Genomic DNA, 16,763 nt, shown 5'->3' with positions numbered 1-16,763 from the left:
CGCGTCAGATCACTTCCAGCTCGGCATTGAGCGCGCCCGAGGCCTTGATGGCCTGCAGGATGGCCAGCAGGTCCTGCGGCGTGGCACCCAGTGCATTGAGCGCGCGCACCACGTCGGCCAGCTGCGGCGAGGCCGGCACCTGGTAGAGGATGCCCGGCTCCTGCTTGATCTGGATGGCGGCCTGTTCGGCCACCACGGTCTGGCCGCCCGACAGCGGTGCCGGCTGGCTCACCACCGGCTGCGAGCTGATGGTCACCGACAGGTTGCCATGGGCGATGGCGCAGGGGTTGAGCGTCACGGCCTGGTTGAGCACGATGGAGCCGGTGCGCGCATTGATCACCACCTTGGCGGCAGGCGCGGCCTGCTCCAGCGTCAGCTCTTCGAGCTGGGCGATGAAGCTCACGCGCGCATCCGAGTCGCCGGGCGCACGCACCTGCACCGTGCGGCCGTCCATGGCGCGGGCCATGCCGCTGCCCATGCGGCGGTTGATGGCCTCGGCCACGCGGCTGGCGGTCTGGAAGTCGGCCGCATTCAGGCCCAGGTTGATGGTGTCGCCATCGAGCAGCGGCGTGGGCACGGCGCGTTCCACCTGCGCGCCTTCGGGCACGCGGCCCGCGCTCAGGTGGTTGATCTGCACCTTGCTGCCGGCGGCGGCGGCACCGGCGCCACCCACCACCACGTTGCCCTGGGCGATGGCGTAGATCTCGCCGTCGGCGCCGCGCAGCGGCGTGGCCACCAGCATGCCGCCCTTGAGCGAGCGGGCATTGCCCATGGATGCGACCGTCACGTCCACCGCCTGGCCCGGCTGCGCGAAGGCCGGCAGCTGGGCCGTGACGATCACGGCCGCCACGTTCTTGAGCTGCAGCTGGCTGGCCCTGTTGTCGGGCAGCGTGATGCCCAGCTGCTGCAGGTAGTTGGCCACGCTCTGCGTGGTGAAGGGCATCTGCGTGGTCTGGTCGCCGGTGCCGTCCAGGCCCACCACCAGGCCGTAGCCGGTCAGCTGGTTGCTGCGCACGCCCTGCACGGCGGCCACTTCCTTGATGCGCACCGCCTGCGCCGGCGCCAGCAGGGCCAGGCCCAGTGCGGCACCCGCCAGCAGGCGGTGGATGGTCTTCGTCGTGTTGTTCATTTCCCCTCGATCCTGTCGTGCGTCATCGGTCGTGCGTTCGGCCTGCCGCTAGAAGGGCATCACGTTCATGAAGAAGCGGCTGAGCCAGGGCATGACCTGGGCCTCGCCCTGCGCGCCGCGGCCGCGCGACTCGATGCGCACATTGGCCACCTGCGTCGAATTGACCACGCTGCCCGGGCCGATGGCGCGCGGGTCCACCGTGCCCGAGAAGCGCAGCACGTCCACGTTCTGGTTCACGCCGATCTGCTTTTCGCCCACCACCACCAGGTGGCCATTGGGCAGCACGTCCACCACCGTCGAGGTGATGGTTCCGTAGAAGGTGTTGGCGGCCTCGGTGCCGCCCTTGCCGGCGAAGTCGGTGGCGGAGTTGCCGGCCGCGCTGGCGCGGGTGAAGGAGTTGGCGCTGATGAAGGGCAGGGCGGTGACGCCCGCGCTCAGGCTGTCCTTCTTGGCCACCGTCGACGTGGACTTCTGGCTGGCCGTCAGCGTCTCCACGATGTTGATGGTGACCGTGTCGCCGGCCATGCGTGCGCGCCGGTCCTCGAACAGCGGCCGGTAGCTCGCGTTGTGGTACAGGCTGCCCGTGGCTGCGCGCGGCGTCTGCAGCTGCGTGGGATAGGTGATCTGCGGGCGCGTGTCGGGAATGTCCACCTGCGGCGTGTTGGCCAGGGTGGAGCAGCCGGCCAGTGTGGCGACGGCCAGCGCGGCCGCGATCAGGGCAAGCAGGCGGCGCATCAGAGCTGTCCTAGTTTCTGCAGCATCTGGTCGCTCGTCTGGATCGCCTTCGAGTTCATCTCGTAGGCCCGCTGCGTCTGGATCATCGACACCAGCTCGGTCACCACGTTGACGTTCGAGGTCTCCAGCATGCCCTGCACCACGGTGCCCAGGCCGTTGGTGCCGGCGGTGCCGCCGTTGGGCTGGCCCGAGGCCGCCGTCTCGGCGAACAGGTTCTCGCCGCGCGGCTCCAGGCCGGCCGGGTTGATGAAGTTCACCAGGGCGAGGGTGCCGATGTTCTGCGGCGTCGGGTTGTTGGGCAGCGTGGCCGTCACCGTGCCGTCGGTGGCCACGCTCACGCTCGTGGCGGTGGTCGGCACGGTGATGCCGTTGGCCACCGGCAGGCCCGAGGAGGTGACGATGCGGCCCTGCGCATCCACCTGGAAGGAGCCATCGCGCGTGTAGCCGGTGCTGCCGTCGGGCATGGTCACCTGGAAGAAGCCGTTGCCCTTGATCGCCATGTCCAGCTGGTTGTTGGTGGACTGCAGGCTGCCCTGCGTGAACGAGCGGTTGGTGGCCACGGTGCGCACGCCCAGGCCCAGCTGCAGGCCGGTGGGCAGCTGCGTCTGCTCGTTGGCATTGGCGCCCACCTGCCGCAGGTTCTGGTACATCAGGTCCTGGAACACCGCATTGGCGCGCTTGTAGCCGGTGGTCGAGACGTTGGCCAGGTTGTGGGAGATGACGTCCAGCTGGGTCTGCTGGGCCTCCATGCCGGTCTTCGAGATCCAGAGCGAATTGATCATGGCGGTGTGCCTGCGGTGTGAAGTGGAATCAGCCCTGCACGCTCAGCAGCTGGGCGGCGGACTTGTCGGCGGTTTCGGTGGTCTGCAGCAGGCGCATCTGCTGCTCGAACTGGCGGGCGGCGGCGATCATGCCGACCATGGTCTCGACCGGGTTCACGTTCGAGCCCTCGAGCGCGCCGGTCTCCAGGCGCGCATTGGCATCGGCGGGCAGCACATCGCCCTCGCCGGGGCGGAACAGGCCGTCCGTGCCGCGCGTGAGCGGCGTCTCGGACGTGGCCAGCTTGATGCGGCCCAGCACCGCGGCCGGCTGGCCGGTCTGCTGCGCACTGATGGTGCCGTCGGTGCCCACGGTGAGGCTGGCGCCGGCCGGCACGTCGATGGGCGAGCCCCCGTCGGAGAGCACCAGCAGCCCGCTGCTCGTGGTCAGCGCGCCTTCGGGCGAGATCTGGAAGGCGCCGCTGCGGGTGTAGGCCTCGGTGCCGTCCAGGCCCTGCACGGCGAACCAGGCGTTGCCCTGGGCCGTCATGTCCAGGTCGCGGCCGGTGCGCTGCAGCGCGCCGGGGCGGCTGTCGTAGCCGGTGGTGGTCTCCATGGCGAACACGCGCGTGGTGGCGCCGTCGCCGCGCAGCGGCACCGCGCGGAAGTTGGCCAGCTCCGCGCGGAAGCCCGGCGTCGAGGCATTGGCCAGGTTGTTCGCGAGCACGGACTGGCGCTGCGCCGCGGCGCTGGCGCCGGTCATCGCGGTGTAGATCAGGCGGTCCATGCGTGCTCAGCCTGTCCGTCGATCAGCGGAGATTGACCAGCGTCTGAAGCACCTGGTCCTGCGTCTTGATCGTCTGGGCATTGGCCTGGTAGGCGCGCTGCGTGGTCATCATGTCGACCAGCGCGGCCGTCAGGTCGACGTTGGAGTCCTCCAGCGCCTTGCTCTGGATCGAGCCGAACACGCCTTCGCCCGGCGCGCCCAGCAGCGGCTGGCCCGAGGCGGTGGTCTCGAACCAGTAGCCGGAATCGGTGATGCCCAGGCCCTGCGGATTGCGGAAGTCCGTCAGCGCGACCTGGCCGGCCGCCTGCGTCTGGTTGTTGGAATAGGTCGCCATCAGCGTGCCGGTGTCGTCGATGGTCAGGCTGGTGAGCTGGCCGGCGGTGTAGCCGTCCTGCGTCAGGTCGTTGACCGTGAAGGTGGAGCTGACCTGCTTGAGCTTGCTCAGGTCCAGCGAGGCGGTGAAGGTCTGCGTGGGATCGTTGGGCGACGACAGCGTGAGCGTCTGCGTGCCGCCGGTGGCCAGGTTGCCCGACGCGTCGAAGCTGATCTGGAAGGGCGTGGAGGCCGACGGCGTGCTGCCGTTGACGCTGGTGTAGACGTTCCAGGTGTTGTTCGCCGTCTTCTGGAAATACATGCCCACCTCCACCTTGAGGCCCTGGGCGTCGTAGGCGGTCATCGAGGTGCTGTATTTGGACAGGTCGGCGGTGCTGGTGGACACGGCGGCCGACGCGTCCAGCGTGATGTCGGCGCTGACGGCCGAGGTGCGCTTGGCCGGCACGGTGCCGGTGGGCACCACCAGCGTCTGGAGGGTGGAGCTGGTGCGGTTGCCCTTGGCATCCGTCGGATAGCCCATCAGCTTGGCGCCGGTGGCCGTCACGATGGTGCCGGAGGCGTCCTTCTTGAAATTGCCCGCGCGGGTGTAGGCGGCGCTGCCGTCCGGCATCGTCACCTGGAAGAAGCCGTTGCCGTTGATGGCCAGGTCGAGCGCGTTGTTGGTGGCGTTGATGTTGCCCTGCGTGAACTGCTGGGACACGTTGCCCACCATCACGCCCATGCCGCCGGTCACGCTGTTGGTGCCGGCCGCGGCGGCCGCATACACCTCGGCGAACTCGACCCGCGACGACTTCATGCCGGTGGTGCCGGCATTGGCGATGTTGTGCCCGATCACGTCGAGGCTGCGGCTGGCGGCGTTGAGTCCGGCGATGGCCTGCTGAAAGCTCATGGAAGGCTCCTGGGTCAGAGAATCGAGTAGATGGCGGAATACGGCTTGCTGCCGTTGCGGCTGAGGTTGAGCGTCAGCCCGTCGCTGGTGGTGCTCACCGAGGTCACGCTGTCGTACATCAGCGTGGTGCTGCCCACGGCATCGCCCTTGTTGGTGGCGGTGACGCTGAAGCTCAGCTCCTGGTCGCTGGGGTAGCCCGAGGCGTCGAGCGTGATGTCGTGCTCGCCGGCCTGCAACGCGCCCAGCGACTTGGTATCGATCACCTGGCCCGCGGCGTTGGTGACCTTGACCGTCACCTCGGTGGCGGCCGCGTTCAGCACGACGGCGCCCATGGCGGTCTTGCCGTCGCTGCTGTAGGCCAGCGTCTTGCCTTCGGTGAGCACGTTCTTGCCCACCACGGCGGCGGCCTGCAGGGTCTGCGTGGTCGAGGCCTGGGTGGCCAGGCCGCTGACGGTGCTGTTGAGCTTCTCGATGCCGGTGACGGTGTTGATCTGCGCGATCTGCGAGGTCAGCTGCGCGTTGTCCATCGGGTTCATCGGGTCCTGGTTGCTCAGCTGGGCGACCAGCAGCTTCAGGAAGCGGTCCTGCAGGTCCGCGGCCGAGGTGGAGGCGAGCGACGAGGCGCCGCCCGTGCTGCCGGTGGTGCTGTTGCTGGCGGTGGTGCCGGTGACGGTGCTCATGCGGGGATTCCTGCGGCGGTGGCGGTGGCGAGGTCTGGGGTGCGGGTCACTGGCCCAGCTGCAGCGTCTTGAGCAGCAGGCTCTTGGCCGTGTTCATCACTTCGACGTTGTTCTGGTAGGAGCGCGAGGCCGAGATCATGTTGACCATCTCCTCCACCGCGTTCACGTTGGAATAAGTGACATAGCCGTCGGCGTCGGCCAGCGGGTTGCCGGGCTCGTGCACGCGCCGGCCCGGGTCCTGCCGTTCGGTGACAGCGTCGACGCGCACGCCCGCCGAATAGCGCTTGCCCGCGGTCGTGGGGTCGCCCTCGGCGCCGGCATCGCCCAGGTCCACGGTCTGGAAGACCACTTGGCGTGCCTTGTAGGCCTTGCCATCGGGTCCGGCCGTGGCGTCCGCGTTGGCCAGGTTGCTGGCCACGACGTTCAGCCGTTGCGACTGCGCGCTCACGGCGCTGCCGGAGATGCCGAAGATGGAGAACATGGACATGGCGATCGCGTCCTAGCTTTCGTTGTCTGTCGGGTGGATCGAGCGGCCGCGGAGCAGGCCACGCCAGAGCGCCCGCGGACCCAGCTTTGCCGGGCCGCCGGGCGCGCCCCCCCGAGGGGGTTGGCGGAGCGCGAAGCGCGCAGACTGGGGGTGTTCCACGTCATTGCCCCTGGATGGCGGACAGAAGGGTCTTGCCCTGTCCATTGAGGAAGCGCAGCGTGGCCTCGTAGCGCACGGCGTTGTCGGCGAAGGCGGCGCGCTCGCGGTCCAGGTCCACGCTGTTGCCGTCCATGGCGGGCTGCACCTGGGCGGTGTAGGCCAGGCCGCCGCCGGCATCGCTGGTGCGCGGGGCCAGGCGGAAGTGCCGGCTGTCGCTGCGGCCATCGTCGGCCGCGGCCGCCTGCGCCGGGTTGCCCGCCGCACCGTTGCGGTCGCCGGCGGTGGCCTCGGACAGCGCGGCGGCAAAGTCCAGCTCGCGTGCGGCGTAGCCCGGCGTGTCGGCATTGGCGATGTTTCCGGCGATCACGCGCTGGCGCTCGGCGCGCAGCATCAGGGCCTGGCCCTGGAAGTCCATCGACTGCGTCAGCTTGTCCAGCATGGGGATCCTCGGTGTGGCGAAGGGGGGGGAGGGGGGTGTGCCACCCCGGAAGGGGGACGGACGCCACCGTGCGGAAATTGTGGGCGGGCGGTACCTGCGCGAATGGCGGGAACAAAGGCGGCTTTTCCGGGCTGTTTCCGGCTTTGGCATGGCGGGCCCCTGTCTACAGTGCATCGCATCCCGCCAATGGCCGGCCTGCGTGCCGAGCCATGGCGCCATGCCGCCGGTGCCCGTGCACCCGGTCGGCGCCTTTCCTGCCCCCGGCCCCGGCCGATCCTTGCCGCCGTCCTGCCATGTCCCGCTCGCACCGCTGCTTCCTGAAGAACCTGGCCGCCGCCCTGGGGCTCGCCCTGGCCGCCCTAGCCCCGGCGCTTGCCCAGACCCCCGGCGGCGCCGGCACGCTGCCGGGCATCGGCGGCGAGATGGGCGCCGATTTCGTGGCCGCCGCCCAGCACTGGGTGGACGATGCCGTGGCCCAGGGCCGCGGCGCCGCCGGCACCGACATGGCGCCCCTGCGCATGGAGGTGAGCGTCGGCACGCTGGACAGCCGGCTGCGCCTGGCGCCCTGCGCCAGCGTCGAGCCCTATCTGCCACCCGGCCAGCGCCTGTGGGGCCGCAGCCGGCTCGGCCTGCGCTGCGTGGACGGCGCCGTGCGCTGGAACGTCTTCCTGCCCGTGACGGTCAAGGCCATCGGCCCGGCTTGGGTGCTGCGCGACGGCGTGGCGCCGGGGGCGGTGCTGCAGGCGGGCGACGCCGTGCAGGCCGAGGCCGACTGGGCCGCGGACGCCTCGCCGGTGGTGGCCGATCCGGCCCAGTGGGTGGGGCGCGTGGCCACCCGCGCGCTGGCGGCTGGCCAGCCGATCCGCCAGGCCATGGTGCGCACGCAGCAGGTGCTGCAGGCGGGCGCCTCGGTCCGCATCCTGGCGGGTGGGCGTGGCTTCGAGGTCAGCACCGAGGGCCAGGCCCTCAGTGCGGGCGGGGTGGGCGAGGCGGTGCGCGTGCGCATGCCCAACGGACGCATCGCCACCGGGCAGGTGGTCGACGCCGGGACGGTGCGCATGGCGCTCTAGGAATGCGCTTCGCGAACGCGCGCGTCGTGGGCCTCTGCGGACGCGGGTGATCGAAGAAAGTCGAAAAAAAGTCCTCAAGTTCCCCGGGAGGCCGCCGAAAAACAGTGACGCCGCCCTTCCAAGGGCGCATGGAGTCCAGTCATGAAAGTCGGTGCAAGCAATGAAGTCGGCCTGATCGCCACCGGTGCGGTGCGGTCGGACCGCGCCGCCACCACTGCGGCGGAGTCGGGTGGCACCCGGGCCGAGGCCGGGGTGTCGGTCGACGTGTCGTCCACGGTGCAGTCGCTCGGCCGCACGGGGTCGGGCTCGGGCATCGACGAGGCCAAGGTCGCCTCGATGCGCGAGGCCATCGCCAACGGCACTTTCACCGTCGATGCCGGCGCCGTGGCCGACAAGATGCTCGCCAACGCTCAGGAAATGCTGAGCCGCACAAGAGGTTGAACGCCATGCATGCCCCCCTGATGATCGACACCCGCGAGTCCACCGAAGAGCTGCTGCAGGAAGTCGAGCGCCAGCTCGATGCCGTGGACGCCCGCCTGCTCGAAGGCGACGCCCCGGCGCTGGAGGCCGCCTGCAACGGCATGCGCCAGGTCGCCAGCGGTTTCAGCAACGTGCTGGAGTCGGCGCTGTCGGCCGAGGTGTTCGACGCCGACTTCCGCGACCGCATCGAAGGCGTCGCCCAGCGGCTGCGCGTGATGCGTGCCGGCATCGCCCGCCGCGCCGCCGCCGTGGAGCGCAGCCTGTCGGCCCTTCTGGGCACGCAGGACATGCCCACCTACGGCGCCGGCCTGGGCCAGCGCGCCATGTTCGGCGCCGCGGCGCGCGGCGCCTCGGCCGGCATGCACTGAGCCGGTCCGCGCGCCCGTCCGGCGCGCCCCATGAAAAAGCCCCGGCCGGATGGCGCGGGGCTTTTTCATGGGCGTCCGGTTCAGGTCGGCCGCAGCGACTGGTGGCCCAGCCGCCGTGACACCGCGGCCCCGCAGGCCTTGGCGGCCTTGGCCTGGGTGCCGTTCCAGTCGGTGTCGAAGGAGCGCGAGCGCCCCATCAGCGTGATGCCCAGCACGATGTTGCCCGAGTAGTCGAACACCGGCGCGGCGAAGGAGCACACCCCCGGCGTGGGGTTGTTGACGGCGCGGGAGACGCCGTGCTCGCGCACCTCCTGCAGCAGGGCCTGCAGGTTGTCGGGTTCGGCGGGCTGGGCGATGTCCGGGCCCAGGCGGCGGGCATCCTCCAGCAGGGATTCCTCGATCAGCCGCGCCGGCAGGTAGGCCGCGAACAGCCGTCCGGTGGCCGTGGAGGCCAGCGACATCACCGTGCCGGTGCGGATGTTGGTGTGCAGCGGGTAGATGGCGTCGAACAGGAACACGATGGTCGGCCCCTGGTTGCCCCATACCGACAGCGCCACGCTGTGCCCCGTCTCGCGGGCCAGGTCTTCGGCGAAGGGCACCGCCTCGCGCACCGGATTGAGCATGCGTAGCGTCACCAGGCCCAGCTGCATGGCCGTGGGCCCCAGCCAGTAATGGCCGGTGGAGGCTTCCTGCGTCACCAGCCCCAGCTTGGAGAAGCTCACGAGGTAGGGATGCGCCTTGCCCGGCGCCATGTCGGCCGCCTTGGCCAGTTCGCGCAGCGGCATGGGCCGGCCATGGGCGCCCAGCGCCAGCAACAGCTGGCCGCCGGCTTCCACCGACTGGATGCCCCGCCGTTCCTTTTCCGCGTTCGATTCGCCCGGGTCGTTGTCCGAAAGGCCCATGGATGTCTCCTAACGCTTCGATCTTATCAAAGCCATTCTTCCAGGGTAAACGATTAGATCTAAAAAGATGCGTTAGCTCAATACTAACGGGGCGGCGACGCGTTCCTTCTGAACCGCGTGGGCCGAGGAGACATGGCGAATGACTGAAGGACAAGAGATCTACGACGTGCTGGTGGTCGGCACCGGCGCGTCCGGCATGTCCGCCGCAGTGACGGCGGCGCACCAGGGGCTCAAGGTGCTGGTGGTGGACAAGGCCCCGCTGTATGGCGGGACCACGGCACGGTCGGGCGGCTGGCTGTGGATTCCCGGCACCCGGCTGGCCACGGAGCAGGGCATCCACGAGCCGCCCGGCGCCGCACGGGCCTACCTGCAGCACGAGGCGACCACCCATTTCGACGCGGCCCGCGTCGACGCCTTCCTGGAGAACGGCCCGAAGGCCATCGACTTCTTCACCCGCAACACCTGCGTGCAGTTCGACATGCCGCCGGTGTTCCCCGACTACCACGCCGAGGCGCCCGGCGGCCAGCCGGGCGGGCGCTCCATGGTCACCCGTCCCTTCGACGCCCGCGAGCTGGGCGAGCGCGTGGCGCAGCTGGCACCGCCGGTGCCCGAGCTCACGGTGTTCGGGATGATGCTGGGCTCGGGCAAGGAGCTGTGGCACTTCCTGCGGGCCTTCAAGTCGCTCGAATCCTTTCTGTATGTGGCGCGGCGCTTCGGCGGCCACCTGCTGGACGTGCTGCGCCACGGCCGCGGCATGACGCTGACCAACGGCAACGCGCTGGCCGGCCGGCTGGCCAAGGCGGGCATGGACCTGGGCATACCCGTGTGGCTGAACGCGCCGGTCAGCAAGCTGCTCGTGGAGGGCGACGCCGTGGTGGGCGCCACCGTCGTGCGCGACGGCGTGCCCACCGAGGTGCGGGTGCGCCGTGGCGTCGTGCTGGCCTGCGGCGGCTTTCCCTACGACGTGGAGCGCCGCAAGCAGCTCTTTCCGCATGCGCCCACCGGGCGGGAGCATTTCACGCCCTCGCCACCGCTCAATACCGGCGACGGCCTGCGCCTGGGCGAATCGGTGGGTGGCTGGGTCGATCCGACCATCCCGAATGCGGCGGCCTGGTGCCCCACCTCGGTCCTGCAGCGCAAGGACGGCTCCCAGGGCGTGATGCCCCACTTCATCGACCGGGCCAAGCCGGGCGTCATCGCCGTCACGCCCGACGGTCGCCGCTTCGCCAACGAGGCGCTGTCGTACCACGACTTCGTGCAGCGCCTGGTCAAGGCCTGCGCGGGCCTGCCGGCGGTGAGCTGCTGGCTCGTCTGCGACCACAAGCACCTGCGCGAATACGGCATGGGCGCGGTGGCGCCGTTCCCGCTGCCCATCGGCAAGTACCTGCGCAACGGCTACCTGCGCCGCGGCCGCACGCTGGAGGAACTGGCCCGTGCCATCGAGGTGCCGCCCGCGGCCCTTCAGCAGGAGGTGCAGGCCTTCAACCGCGATGCCGCCAGCGGCAACGACAGCCGCTTCCAGAAGGGCAGCACCGCCTACAACCGCTACCAGGGCGACTCGCTGGTCAAGCCCAATCCCTGCATGGCGCCGATCCAGAACGGGCCCTTCTACGCCATCCGGCTGGTGGTCGGCGAGATCGGCACCTTCGCGGGGCTGGCCACCGATGCCAGCTGCCGGGTGCTGAGCCAGCAGGGCCGGCCGATCCCGGGCCTGTTTGCCGTCGGCAACGACGCGGCCAGCGTCATGGGCGGCAACTACCCCGGTGCGGGCATCACGCTGGGCCCGGCGCTGACCTTCGGCTACGTGGTGGGCAATGTGCTGGCCCAGCAGGGCGAGCTGGGTGCGCCCGCTGCCACGCCCGCGCTGGCGCCCGCCGTCGCACAGTTCGACACGCTGCCGGCCTGAGCACGGCGGCTGCACTTTCCCTCGACGCTTCCTTCCTTCATTCCATGGACATCTCAGAACTCACGGCACCGCGTGTGCTGGCGGGCCGGACCGCGCTCGTCACCGGGGCCGGGCAGGGCAACGGCCGGGCCATCGCCTGCGGCCTGGCCCGGGCCGGCGCCACCGTGGTCGTCACCGACCTGCACGAAGGCAATGCGCAGGCCGTTGCGGCCGAGATCGAGGCCGCGGGCGGCCGGGCCTGCGCCTATGGGCTCGACGTCACCTCGGCCGAGGCCTGTGCGGCGCTGGCCGCCACGGTGTCGGCCCAGGTGGCGGACCTGGACATCCTGGTCAACAACGCCGGCGTCCTGGTGCGCGAGGGCATGGACAGCGCGCAGGCCGCGTCGAACCTGTCGCGCACGCTGGACGTGAACGTCATGGGCACCTTCCATCCCACCCAGGCCTGGCTGGCGGCGCTGCGGCGCACCCGCGGCGTGGTCATCAACGTGGCGTCGATCGCCGCCAGCGTGGGCATCCCGGGCGTGGTCGGCTATTCGCCCTCCAAGGGCGCGGTGCGGCTCATGACGCAGGCGCTGGCCGTGGAGCTGGCACGCGACGGCGTGCGCGTGAACGCCATCGCGCCCGGTGTCATCGAGACGCCGATGACGGCCTACACCCGCGAGGCGCCCGAGCGGCTCGAGCGCTTCATGCAGCGCACGCCCATGGGCCGCGTCGGGCAGCCCGAGGAACTGGTGGGGCCCGTCGTGTTCCTCGCCTCGCCGATGGCCAGCTACGTCACCGGGGTCACGCTGCCGGTGGACGGCGGCTTCCTCGCGGCCTGATCGCACACCGGCATCACGCGGGAACACGCCGGGTTCCCTTTCCCTTCGAACAACACAGCAGGAGACAGACATGCGCCTTCCGACCTTCTTCAAGCGGGCCTTGCTCGCCGCCGGCCTGGCCGCCGCTGCCGCGGCCGCCAGCGCGCAGGACATCAAGCTGGGCTACAACGGCGACCTCTCGGCCTCGCCCTCGGCGCAGAGCGGCCAGGCCGCGGTGCTGGGCATGGAGGCCGCCATCGCCGACATCAACGCGGCCGGCGGCGTGCTCGGCCGCAAGCTGGTGCTGGTGACGCGCGACGACACCTCGGCGCCGCCCAAGTCCATCCAGAACATGAGCGAGCTGGTCGACAACGAGAAGGTGGCGGCGGTGTTCGGCCCCACCAACTCCGGCAATGCCATGGCCTGGAAGCACATCGCCAACCAGAAGAAGGTGCCGGTGATCGGCAACGTGGGCTCGGGCACCGACATCACCAAGCCCATGAGCCCCGGTGCCGACAACTACATGTTCCGCGTCTCGATGGTGGACCGCGAGCAGGTGGCGGCCCTGATGGCCTACGTGAAGAAGAACGCCGAGAAGTCCAAGGTGGTGGGCCTGATGGCCGAGACCACCGGCTACGGCCAGGGCGGCCTGAAGGACATGGAGGAGATCGCCAAGCTGCAGGGCATCAAGGTCGCGGCCACGGAGCGCTTCGGCGTCGGCGACACCGACATGACCTCGCAACTGGGCAAGATGAAGTCGGCCGGCGTGGACACCGTCGTGGTCTGGGCCCAGGGCACGCCCATCGCCCAGCTGGTGCGCAGCATGGAGAAGATCGACTACTTCCCGCTGGTGCTCACCTCGTGGGCGGCCGACAACATCACCTTCTACGACGCGGCGGGCAAGGCGCTGGCCGAGAAGCCGATCTTCATGCGCACGGTGAGCGAAACCCGCACGCCGGTGCAGCAGAAGCTGTTCGACCGCATCGGCGCGCGGCTGAAGGCGCCGGGCTCCTTCTCCTTCGCGCTGCATGGCTACGACTCGGTCATGCTGTACGCCGCGGCCGCCAAGCAGGCCGGCACCGTCGACGGCCCGGCCGTGCGGGCGGCGCTCGAAGACCTGAAGGCGCCCGTGCAGGGCGTGCTCAAGACCTACGACAAGCCCTTCAGCAAGACCAACCACGAGGCGCTGACCGCCAAGGACCTGGTCTGGATCCGCTGGAAGGACGGCAAGCTGATGCCCTACACCGACCCCGTGATCGGCGGCCTGGCCCAGGCGGACTTCAAGCAGTAAGGCGCTGCCGTCGGGCGGCATCGCGGTCCGGCCACGGCCGGACCGGCTCTTTCTTCGGAGGCAGACATGACAGAGGCGCTCCTTCAGGCGATTCTCAGCGGCCTGGCCGTGGGCGGTGCCTACGCGCTGGTGGCGCTGGGCTTCAGCATCACCTTCACGACCACCAAGACGCTCAACTTCTCGCACGGGGAGTTCGTCTCCGCCGGCGCCTTCATCGGCATGAGCGCGCTCTTCCTGGTGCTGGGGCTGCCGGTGAGCTCCACCAGCTTCGGCAGCGCGCAGCCGGGGGCCAGTGCACAGCTGCTGGCCCTGGCCGGCGCGCTGGGCGTGATGGGCCTGCTGGGCTGGCTGCTGTACATGGTGGGCGTGCGGCCCTTCGCCGGCCGCCCGGGCATGGCCTGGGTGATGAGCACGCTGGGCTTCGGCGTCATCCTGCAGAGCATCGGCTTGGCCATCTGGGGGCCCAAGCCGGTGGTGGTGCCGGGCCCGGTGGGCGACTCGGTGATCCGCATCCTGGGCGTGGGCGTGCGCCCGCAGGAGCTGCTCACGCTGGGCGTGGCGGTGGTGGTGATGCTGGGCTTCGACTGGGTGATGAACCGCACCATGATCGGCAAGGCCATGCGCGCGGTGGCGGCCAACGGCAATGTCGCCAGCCTCATGGGCATCAATACGCAGGCCGTGATGATCGGCGCCTTCGTCGCCAGCTCGGCGCTGGCGGGCCTGTCGGGCTTCCTGCTGGCGCCCATCGCGCAGGCCTCGCTGTTCATGGGCCTGACGGTGGGGCTCAAGGGCTTCTCGGGCGCCATGATCGGCGGCCTGGGCAACCCGCGCGGCTGCGTCATCGGCGGCTTTGCGCTGGGCGTGCTGGAGTCGCTGGTCAACCTGTGGCAGGCGCAGTGGCGCGAGGTGGCGGTGTTCGCGCTGGTCATCCTGGTGCTGGCCTTCCGGCCCACGGGCCTGTTCGGCAAGCCGATGGTGGAGAAGGTATGAACGCCCGGCACCTGGTCGGCGTGCTGCTGGTGGCCGCCGCCGTCATCGGCGCCACGGCACTGGTCGACAACGACTACTACCTGCGCATCGTGTTCATGATGTGCGTCTACTACCTGTGCGCGGCGGGCATGAACGTGCTGGTCGGCTTCGCCGGTCAGAAGTCGCTGGGCCAGGCGGGGCTGTTCGCCGCCGGCGCCTACGCCGTGGCATTGCTCACCAGCCGCACCGAGATCAGCCCTTGGCTGGCGCTGCTGGCCGCCGCGGCCATCTCGGCCCTGTGCGGCGTGCTGATCGCGCTGCCGTCGCTGCGGGTCAAGGGCCCCTACCTGGCGATGGTGACCCTGGCCTTCGGCATCGTGGTCGAGAAGCTGGTGGGGGAGTGGACCGACGTCTTCGGCGGCGCGCAGGGCATCTACGGCATCCGCCCGATCACCTGGAACGGCCAGCCGCTCAGCTCGGCGCAATGGGTGTGGTTCGGCGTGGTGCTGTGCGCGCTGACGCACCTGTTGCTGCGCAACCTGCTGGCGGGCCGCTTCGGCCGGGCGCTGCTGTCGCTGCAGGCGGACGAGATCGCGTCCTCGTCGGTGGGCGTGCGGGTGTACCGGGCCAAGGTCATCGCCTTCGTGGTGGCGGCCGTCACCTGCGGCATCGCGGGTGCACTGGTCGCGCAGCAGAACCAGTACATCAACTCCGACTTCATCACCTTCCACCTGTCCATCTTCATCCTGCTGCTGGTGCTGTTCGGCGGGGCCGGCTCCACCTATGGGCCGCTGGTGGGCACGGTGGTGCTGACGGCGGTGGATGCCGCGCTGTCGCGCTGGCCGTCGGCCCAGCATTTCCTCTACGGCTTCCTGCTGCTCTTCGCGCTCTATGCCATGCCGGGCGGGGTCACGGGCCTGTTCCGGCGCAAGGTCGGCCGCAGCGCCGCCCTGTCACCGGCGCAGTCGCCCACTCCGACGGGCCCTGCGGCGGTGCCACGCATCGGGCCGCAGGCCGACGGCGAGCTGCTGGTGGTGCAGGGGCTGACCAAGGCCTATGGCGGCGTCAAGCCGGCGCAGGACGTGTCGTTCCGGCTCCAGCGCGGCCATATCCATGCGCTCATCGGCCCCAATGGCGCCGGCAAGAGCACGATGATCAACATGCTCACCGGCGTGGTGGCGCCCAGTGCCGGCGCGATCCGCTTCCTGGGTCGCGAGATCGCGGGCCGGCCGGTGCACGAGATCTGCAGCCTGGGCATGGGTCGCACCTTCCAGAACCTGCGGCTGTTCGCTGAGCTCTCTGTGCTCGACAACGTGATGCTGGGCCGGCACAGCCGCATGCGCAACGGCTTCTTCGCCTCGCTCCTGGGCATGCCGGCGGCACGGCGCGAGGAGGCGGCCACGCGCGAGCGTGCCCTGCAACTGCTGGCGCTGGTGGACCTGGCCCATCTGGCCCACCAGCCGGCCGGCAGCCTGCCCTACGGCCTGCAGCGGCGCGCCGAGCTGGCGCGGGCGCTGGCCACCGAGCCGCAGTTGCTGCTGCTCGACGAGCCGGCCGCCGGCCTCAACCCGCAGGAGACCGCCGAGCTGGGCCAGCTGCTGCTGCGCATCGGCCGCTGCGGCGTCAGCATCCTGATGGTGGAGCACCACATGGACCTGGTGATGGCCGTGTCGGACCATGTCATCGTGCTGGACTACGGCATCAAGATCGCCGAAGGCACGCCGGCCGAGGTGCAGTGCAATCCGCGCGTGGTCGAGGCCTACCTCGGCACCGATGAACCGGAACCCGAGGCGCAGCCGGAGCCCGTCCCCGCGCCGGAACGCTGCGCCGCCTGAGGAGCCCGCCATGTTGAAGATCGAATCCGTCCAGGTGTCGTACGGCGCCATCGAGGCCGTCAAGGGCGTCAGCATGGAGGTGCGCGCCGGCGAGGTCGTGGCCATCATCGGCGCCAACGGCGCGGGCAAGAGCACGCTGCTCAAGAGCATCTGCGGCCTGGAACCCGTGGCCGGTGGCCGCATCCTGCTCGACGGCGAGGACCTGGCCCGCGTGCCGCCGCACCGGCGCGTGGCGATGGGCGTGGCCATGTCGCCCGAAGGCCGGGGCGTGTTCGCCGACCAGACGGTGCGCGAGAACCTGATGCTGGGCGCCTATGGCCGCCGCAAGGACCCGGTGTCCGTCGAGGCCGCCATCGCCCGCGAGTTCCAGCGCTTTCCGCGGCTGGCCGAGCGGCAGCACCAGCTGTCGGGCACGCTGTCTGGCGGCGAGCAGCAGATGCTGGCCATCTCCCGCGCACTGATGAGCGAGCCGCGCCTGCTGCTGCTGGACGAGCCCTCGCTCGGCCTGGCGCCGCTGATCATCAAGGACATCTTCGAAGCCATCCGGCAACTGCGCCGCTCGGGCCTGACCATCCTGCTGGTCGAGCAGATGGCGCGGCAGGCGCTGGGCGTGGCCGACCGCGCCTACGTGCTGGAAACCGGCCGCATCACGCTCGAAGGCGCGGGCCGTGCGCTGCTGGGCGACGCCAAGGTGCGGGCTGCCTACCTGGGCGCGCACTGACCTTCCGCCCTGTCCCATTCCCCTT

The 16,763-nt window shown here is 70.3% G+C and carries 18 protein-coding genes; 9 read left to right on the top strand and 9 right to left on the bottom strand.

From position 1 onward, the window contains the following. Positions 1-4: 4 nt before the first annotated feature. From L0984_RS03510 to flgB, 8 genes are all read right to left on the bottom strand, one after another. Positions 5-1,129 carry a flagellar basal body P-ring protein FlgI gene (locus tag L0984_RS03510; RefSeq protein ID WP_234192351.1) on the bottom strand — a complete coding sequence of 375 codons (1,125 nt, stop codon included), beginning with the start codon at positions 1,127-1,129 and terminating at the stop codon, positions 5-7. 48 nt (positions 1,130-1,177) lie between these two features. After that, on the bottom strand, positions 1,178-1,864 hold the full coding sequence (locus L0984_RS03505; protein WP_234192350.1) for a flagellar basal body L-ring protein FlgH: 687 nt from the start codon (positions 1,862-1,864) through the stop codon (positions 1,178-1,180). Beyond that, the gene (gene flgG, locus L0984_RS03500) at positions 1,864-2,646 is read right to left on the bottom strand and encodes a flagellar basal-body rod protein FlgG (protein WP_234192349.1); all 783 of its coding nucleotides are present in this window, start codon (positions 2,644-2,646) and stop codon (positions 1,864-1,866) included. Before flgG ends, L0984_RS03505 begins: the two co-directional genes overlap by 1 nt. Before the next feature lie 28 nt (positions 2,647-2,674). After that, positions 2,675-3,409 carry a flagellar basal-body rod protein FlgF gene (gene flgF, locus L0984_RS03495; RefSeq protein ID WP_234192348.1) on the bottom strand — a complete coding sequence of 245 codons (735 nt, stop codon included), beginning with the start codon at positions 3,407-3,409 and terminating at the stop codon, positions 2,675-2,677. A 22-nt stretch (positions 3,410-3,431) separates the two neighbouring features. Continuing rightward, complete coding sequence (gene flgE, locus L0984_RS03490; RefSeq protein WP_234192347.1) at positions 3,432-4,631, bottom strand: flagellar hook protein FlgE; 1,200 nt, start codon at positions 4,629-4,631, stop codon at positions 3,432-3,434. 14 nt (positions 4,632-4,645) lie between these two features. Continuing rightward, complete coding sequence (locus L0984_RS03485) at positions 4,646-5,311, bottom strand: flagellar hook assembly protein FlgD (protein ID WP_234192346.1); 666 nt, start codon at positions 5,309-5,311, stop codon at positions 4,646-4,648. Positions 5,312-5,357: 46 nt separating this feature from the next. Beyond that, complete coding sequence (gene flgC / locus L0984_RS03480; RefSeq protein ID WP_234192345.1) at positions 5,358-5,798, bottom strand: flagellar basal body rod protein FlgC; 441 nt, start codon at positions 5,796-5,798, stop codon at positions 5,358-5,360. Between the two features lie 160 nt (positions 5,799-5,958). Beyond that, positions 5,959-6,396 carry a flagellar basal body rod protein FlgB gene (flgB, locus tag L0984_RS03475; protein ID WP_234192344.1) on the bottom strand — a complete coding sequence of 146 codons (438 nt, stop codon included), beginning with the start codon at positions 6,394-6,396 and terminating at the stop codon, positions 5,959-5,961. Between the two features lie 293 nt (positions 6,397-6,689). On the opposite strand from flgB, the gene flgA reads away from it, so the two are divergent. The 3 genes from flgA to L0984_RS03460 all read left to right on the top strand — a co-directional run bounded on the left by flgA (position 6,690) and on the right by L0984_RS03460 (position 8,314). Continuing rightward, positions 6,690-7,466, top strand: coding sequence for a flagellar basal body P-ring formation chaperone FlgA (gene flgA, locus L0984_RS03470; protein WP_234192343.1), 777 nt, complete (start codon positions 6,690-6,692; stop codon positions 7,464-7,466). A gap of 141 nt (positions 7,467-7,607) precedes the next feature. Then, positions 7,608-7,907: a flagellar biosynthesis anti-sigma factor FlgM gene (gene flgM / locus L0984_RS03465; RefSeq protein WP_234192342.1), complete on the top strand. Its 300-nt coding sequence runs from the start codon at positions 7,608-7,610 to the stop codon at positions 7,905-7,907. Between the two features lie 5 nt (positions 7,908-7,912). Beyond that, positions 7,913-8,314 (top strand): hypothetical protein, encoded by a 402-nt coding sequence (locus L0984_RS03460; RefSeq protein ID WP_234192341.1) that lies wholly within the window; start codon positions 7,913-7,915, stop codon positions 8,312-8,314. 80 nt (positions 8,315-8,394) lie between these two features. Here L0984_RS03460 and L0984_RS03455 read toward each other — a convergent pair whose 3' ends face one another. Then, positions 8,395-9,216, bottom strand: coding sequence for an IclR family transcriptional regulator (locus L0984_RS03455; RefSeq protein WP_234192340.1), 822 nt, complete (start codon positions 9,214-9,216; stop codon positions 8,395-8,397). A gap of 139 nt (positions 9,217-9,355) precedes the next feature. Here L0984_RS03455 and L0984_RS03450 point away from each other — a divergent pair, with 139 nt between their 5' ends. The 6 genes from L0984_RS03450 to L0984_RS03425 all read left to right on the top strand — a co-directional run bounded on the left by L0984_RS03450 (position 9,356) and on the right by L0984_RS03425 (position 16,738). Beyond that, the gene (locus tag L0984_RS03450) at positions 9,356-11,122 is read left to right on the top strand and encodes an FAD-dependent oxidoreductase (RefSeq protein ID WP_255697111.1); all 1,767 of its coding nucleotides are present in this window, start codon (positions 9,356-9,358) and stop codon (positions 11,120-11,122) included. Between the two features lie 44 nt (positions 11,123-11,166). Continuing rightward, on the top strand, positions 11,167-11,943 hold the full coding sequence (locus L0984_RS03445; protein WP_234192339.1) for an SDR family NAD(P)-dependent oxidoreductase: 777 nt from the start codon (positions 11,167-11,169) through the stop codon (positions 11,941-11,943). 70 nt (positions 11,944-12,013) lie between these two features. Continuing rightward, a complete protein-coding gene (locus L0984_RS03440; protein ID WP_234192338.1) occupies positions 12,014-13,213 on the top strand; it encodes an ABC transporter substrate-binding protein in 1,200 nt (399 codons plus the stop codon). A 66-nt stretch (positions 13,214-13,279) separates the two neighbouring features. Beyond that, complete coding sequence (locus L0984_RS03435) at positions 13,280-14,203, top strand: branched-chain amino acid ABC transporter permease (protein WP_234192337.1); 924 nt, start codon at positions 13,280-13,282, stop codon at positions 14,201-14,203. Next, positions 14,200-16,017 (top strand): branched-chain amino acid ABC transporter ATP-binding protein/permease, encoded by a 1,818-nt coding sequence (locus L0984_RS03430; protein WP_234192336.1) that lies wholly within the window; start codon positions 14,200-14,202, stop codon positions 16,015-16,017. Before L0984_RS03435 ends, L0984_RS03430 begins: the two co-directional genes overlap by 4 nt. Positions 16,018-16,027: 10 nt before the next feature. Continuing rightward, positions 16,028-16,738: an ABC transporter ATP-binding protein gene (locus L0984_RS03425; protein WP_234192335.1), complete on the top strand. Its 711-nt coding sequence runs from the start codon at positions 16,028-16,030 to the stop codon at positions 16,736-16,738. Positions 16,739-16,763: the final 25 nt, after the last annotated feature.

Origin of the sequence: Pseudacidovorax sp. NFM-22, from assembly GCF_021401245.1 — a bacterium.
Taxonomy (GTDB): Bacteria; Pseudomonadota; Gammaproteobacteria; order Burkholderiales; family Burkholderiaceae_C; genus Xenophilus.
The sequence above is the reverse complement of the archived record's forward strand: the minus strand, read 5'-3'. Positions and strand labels throughout refer to the sequence as shown.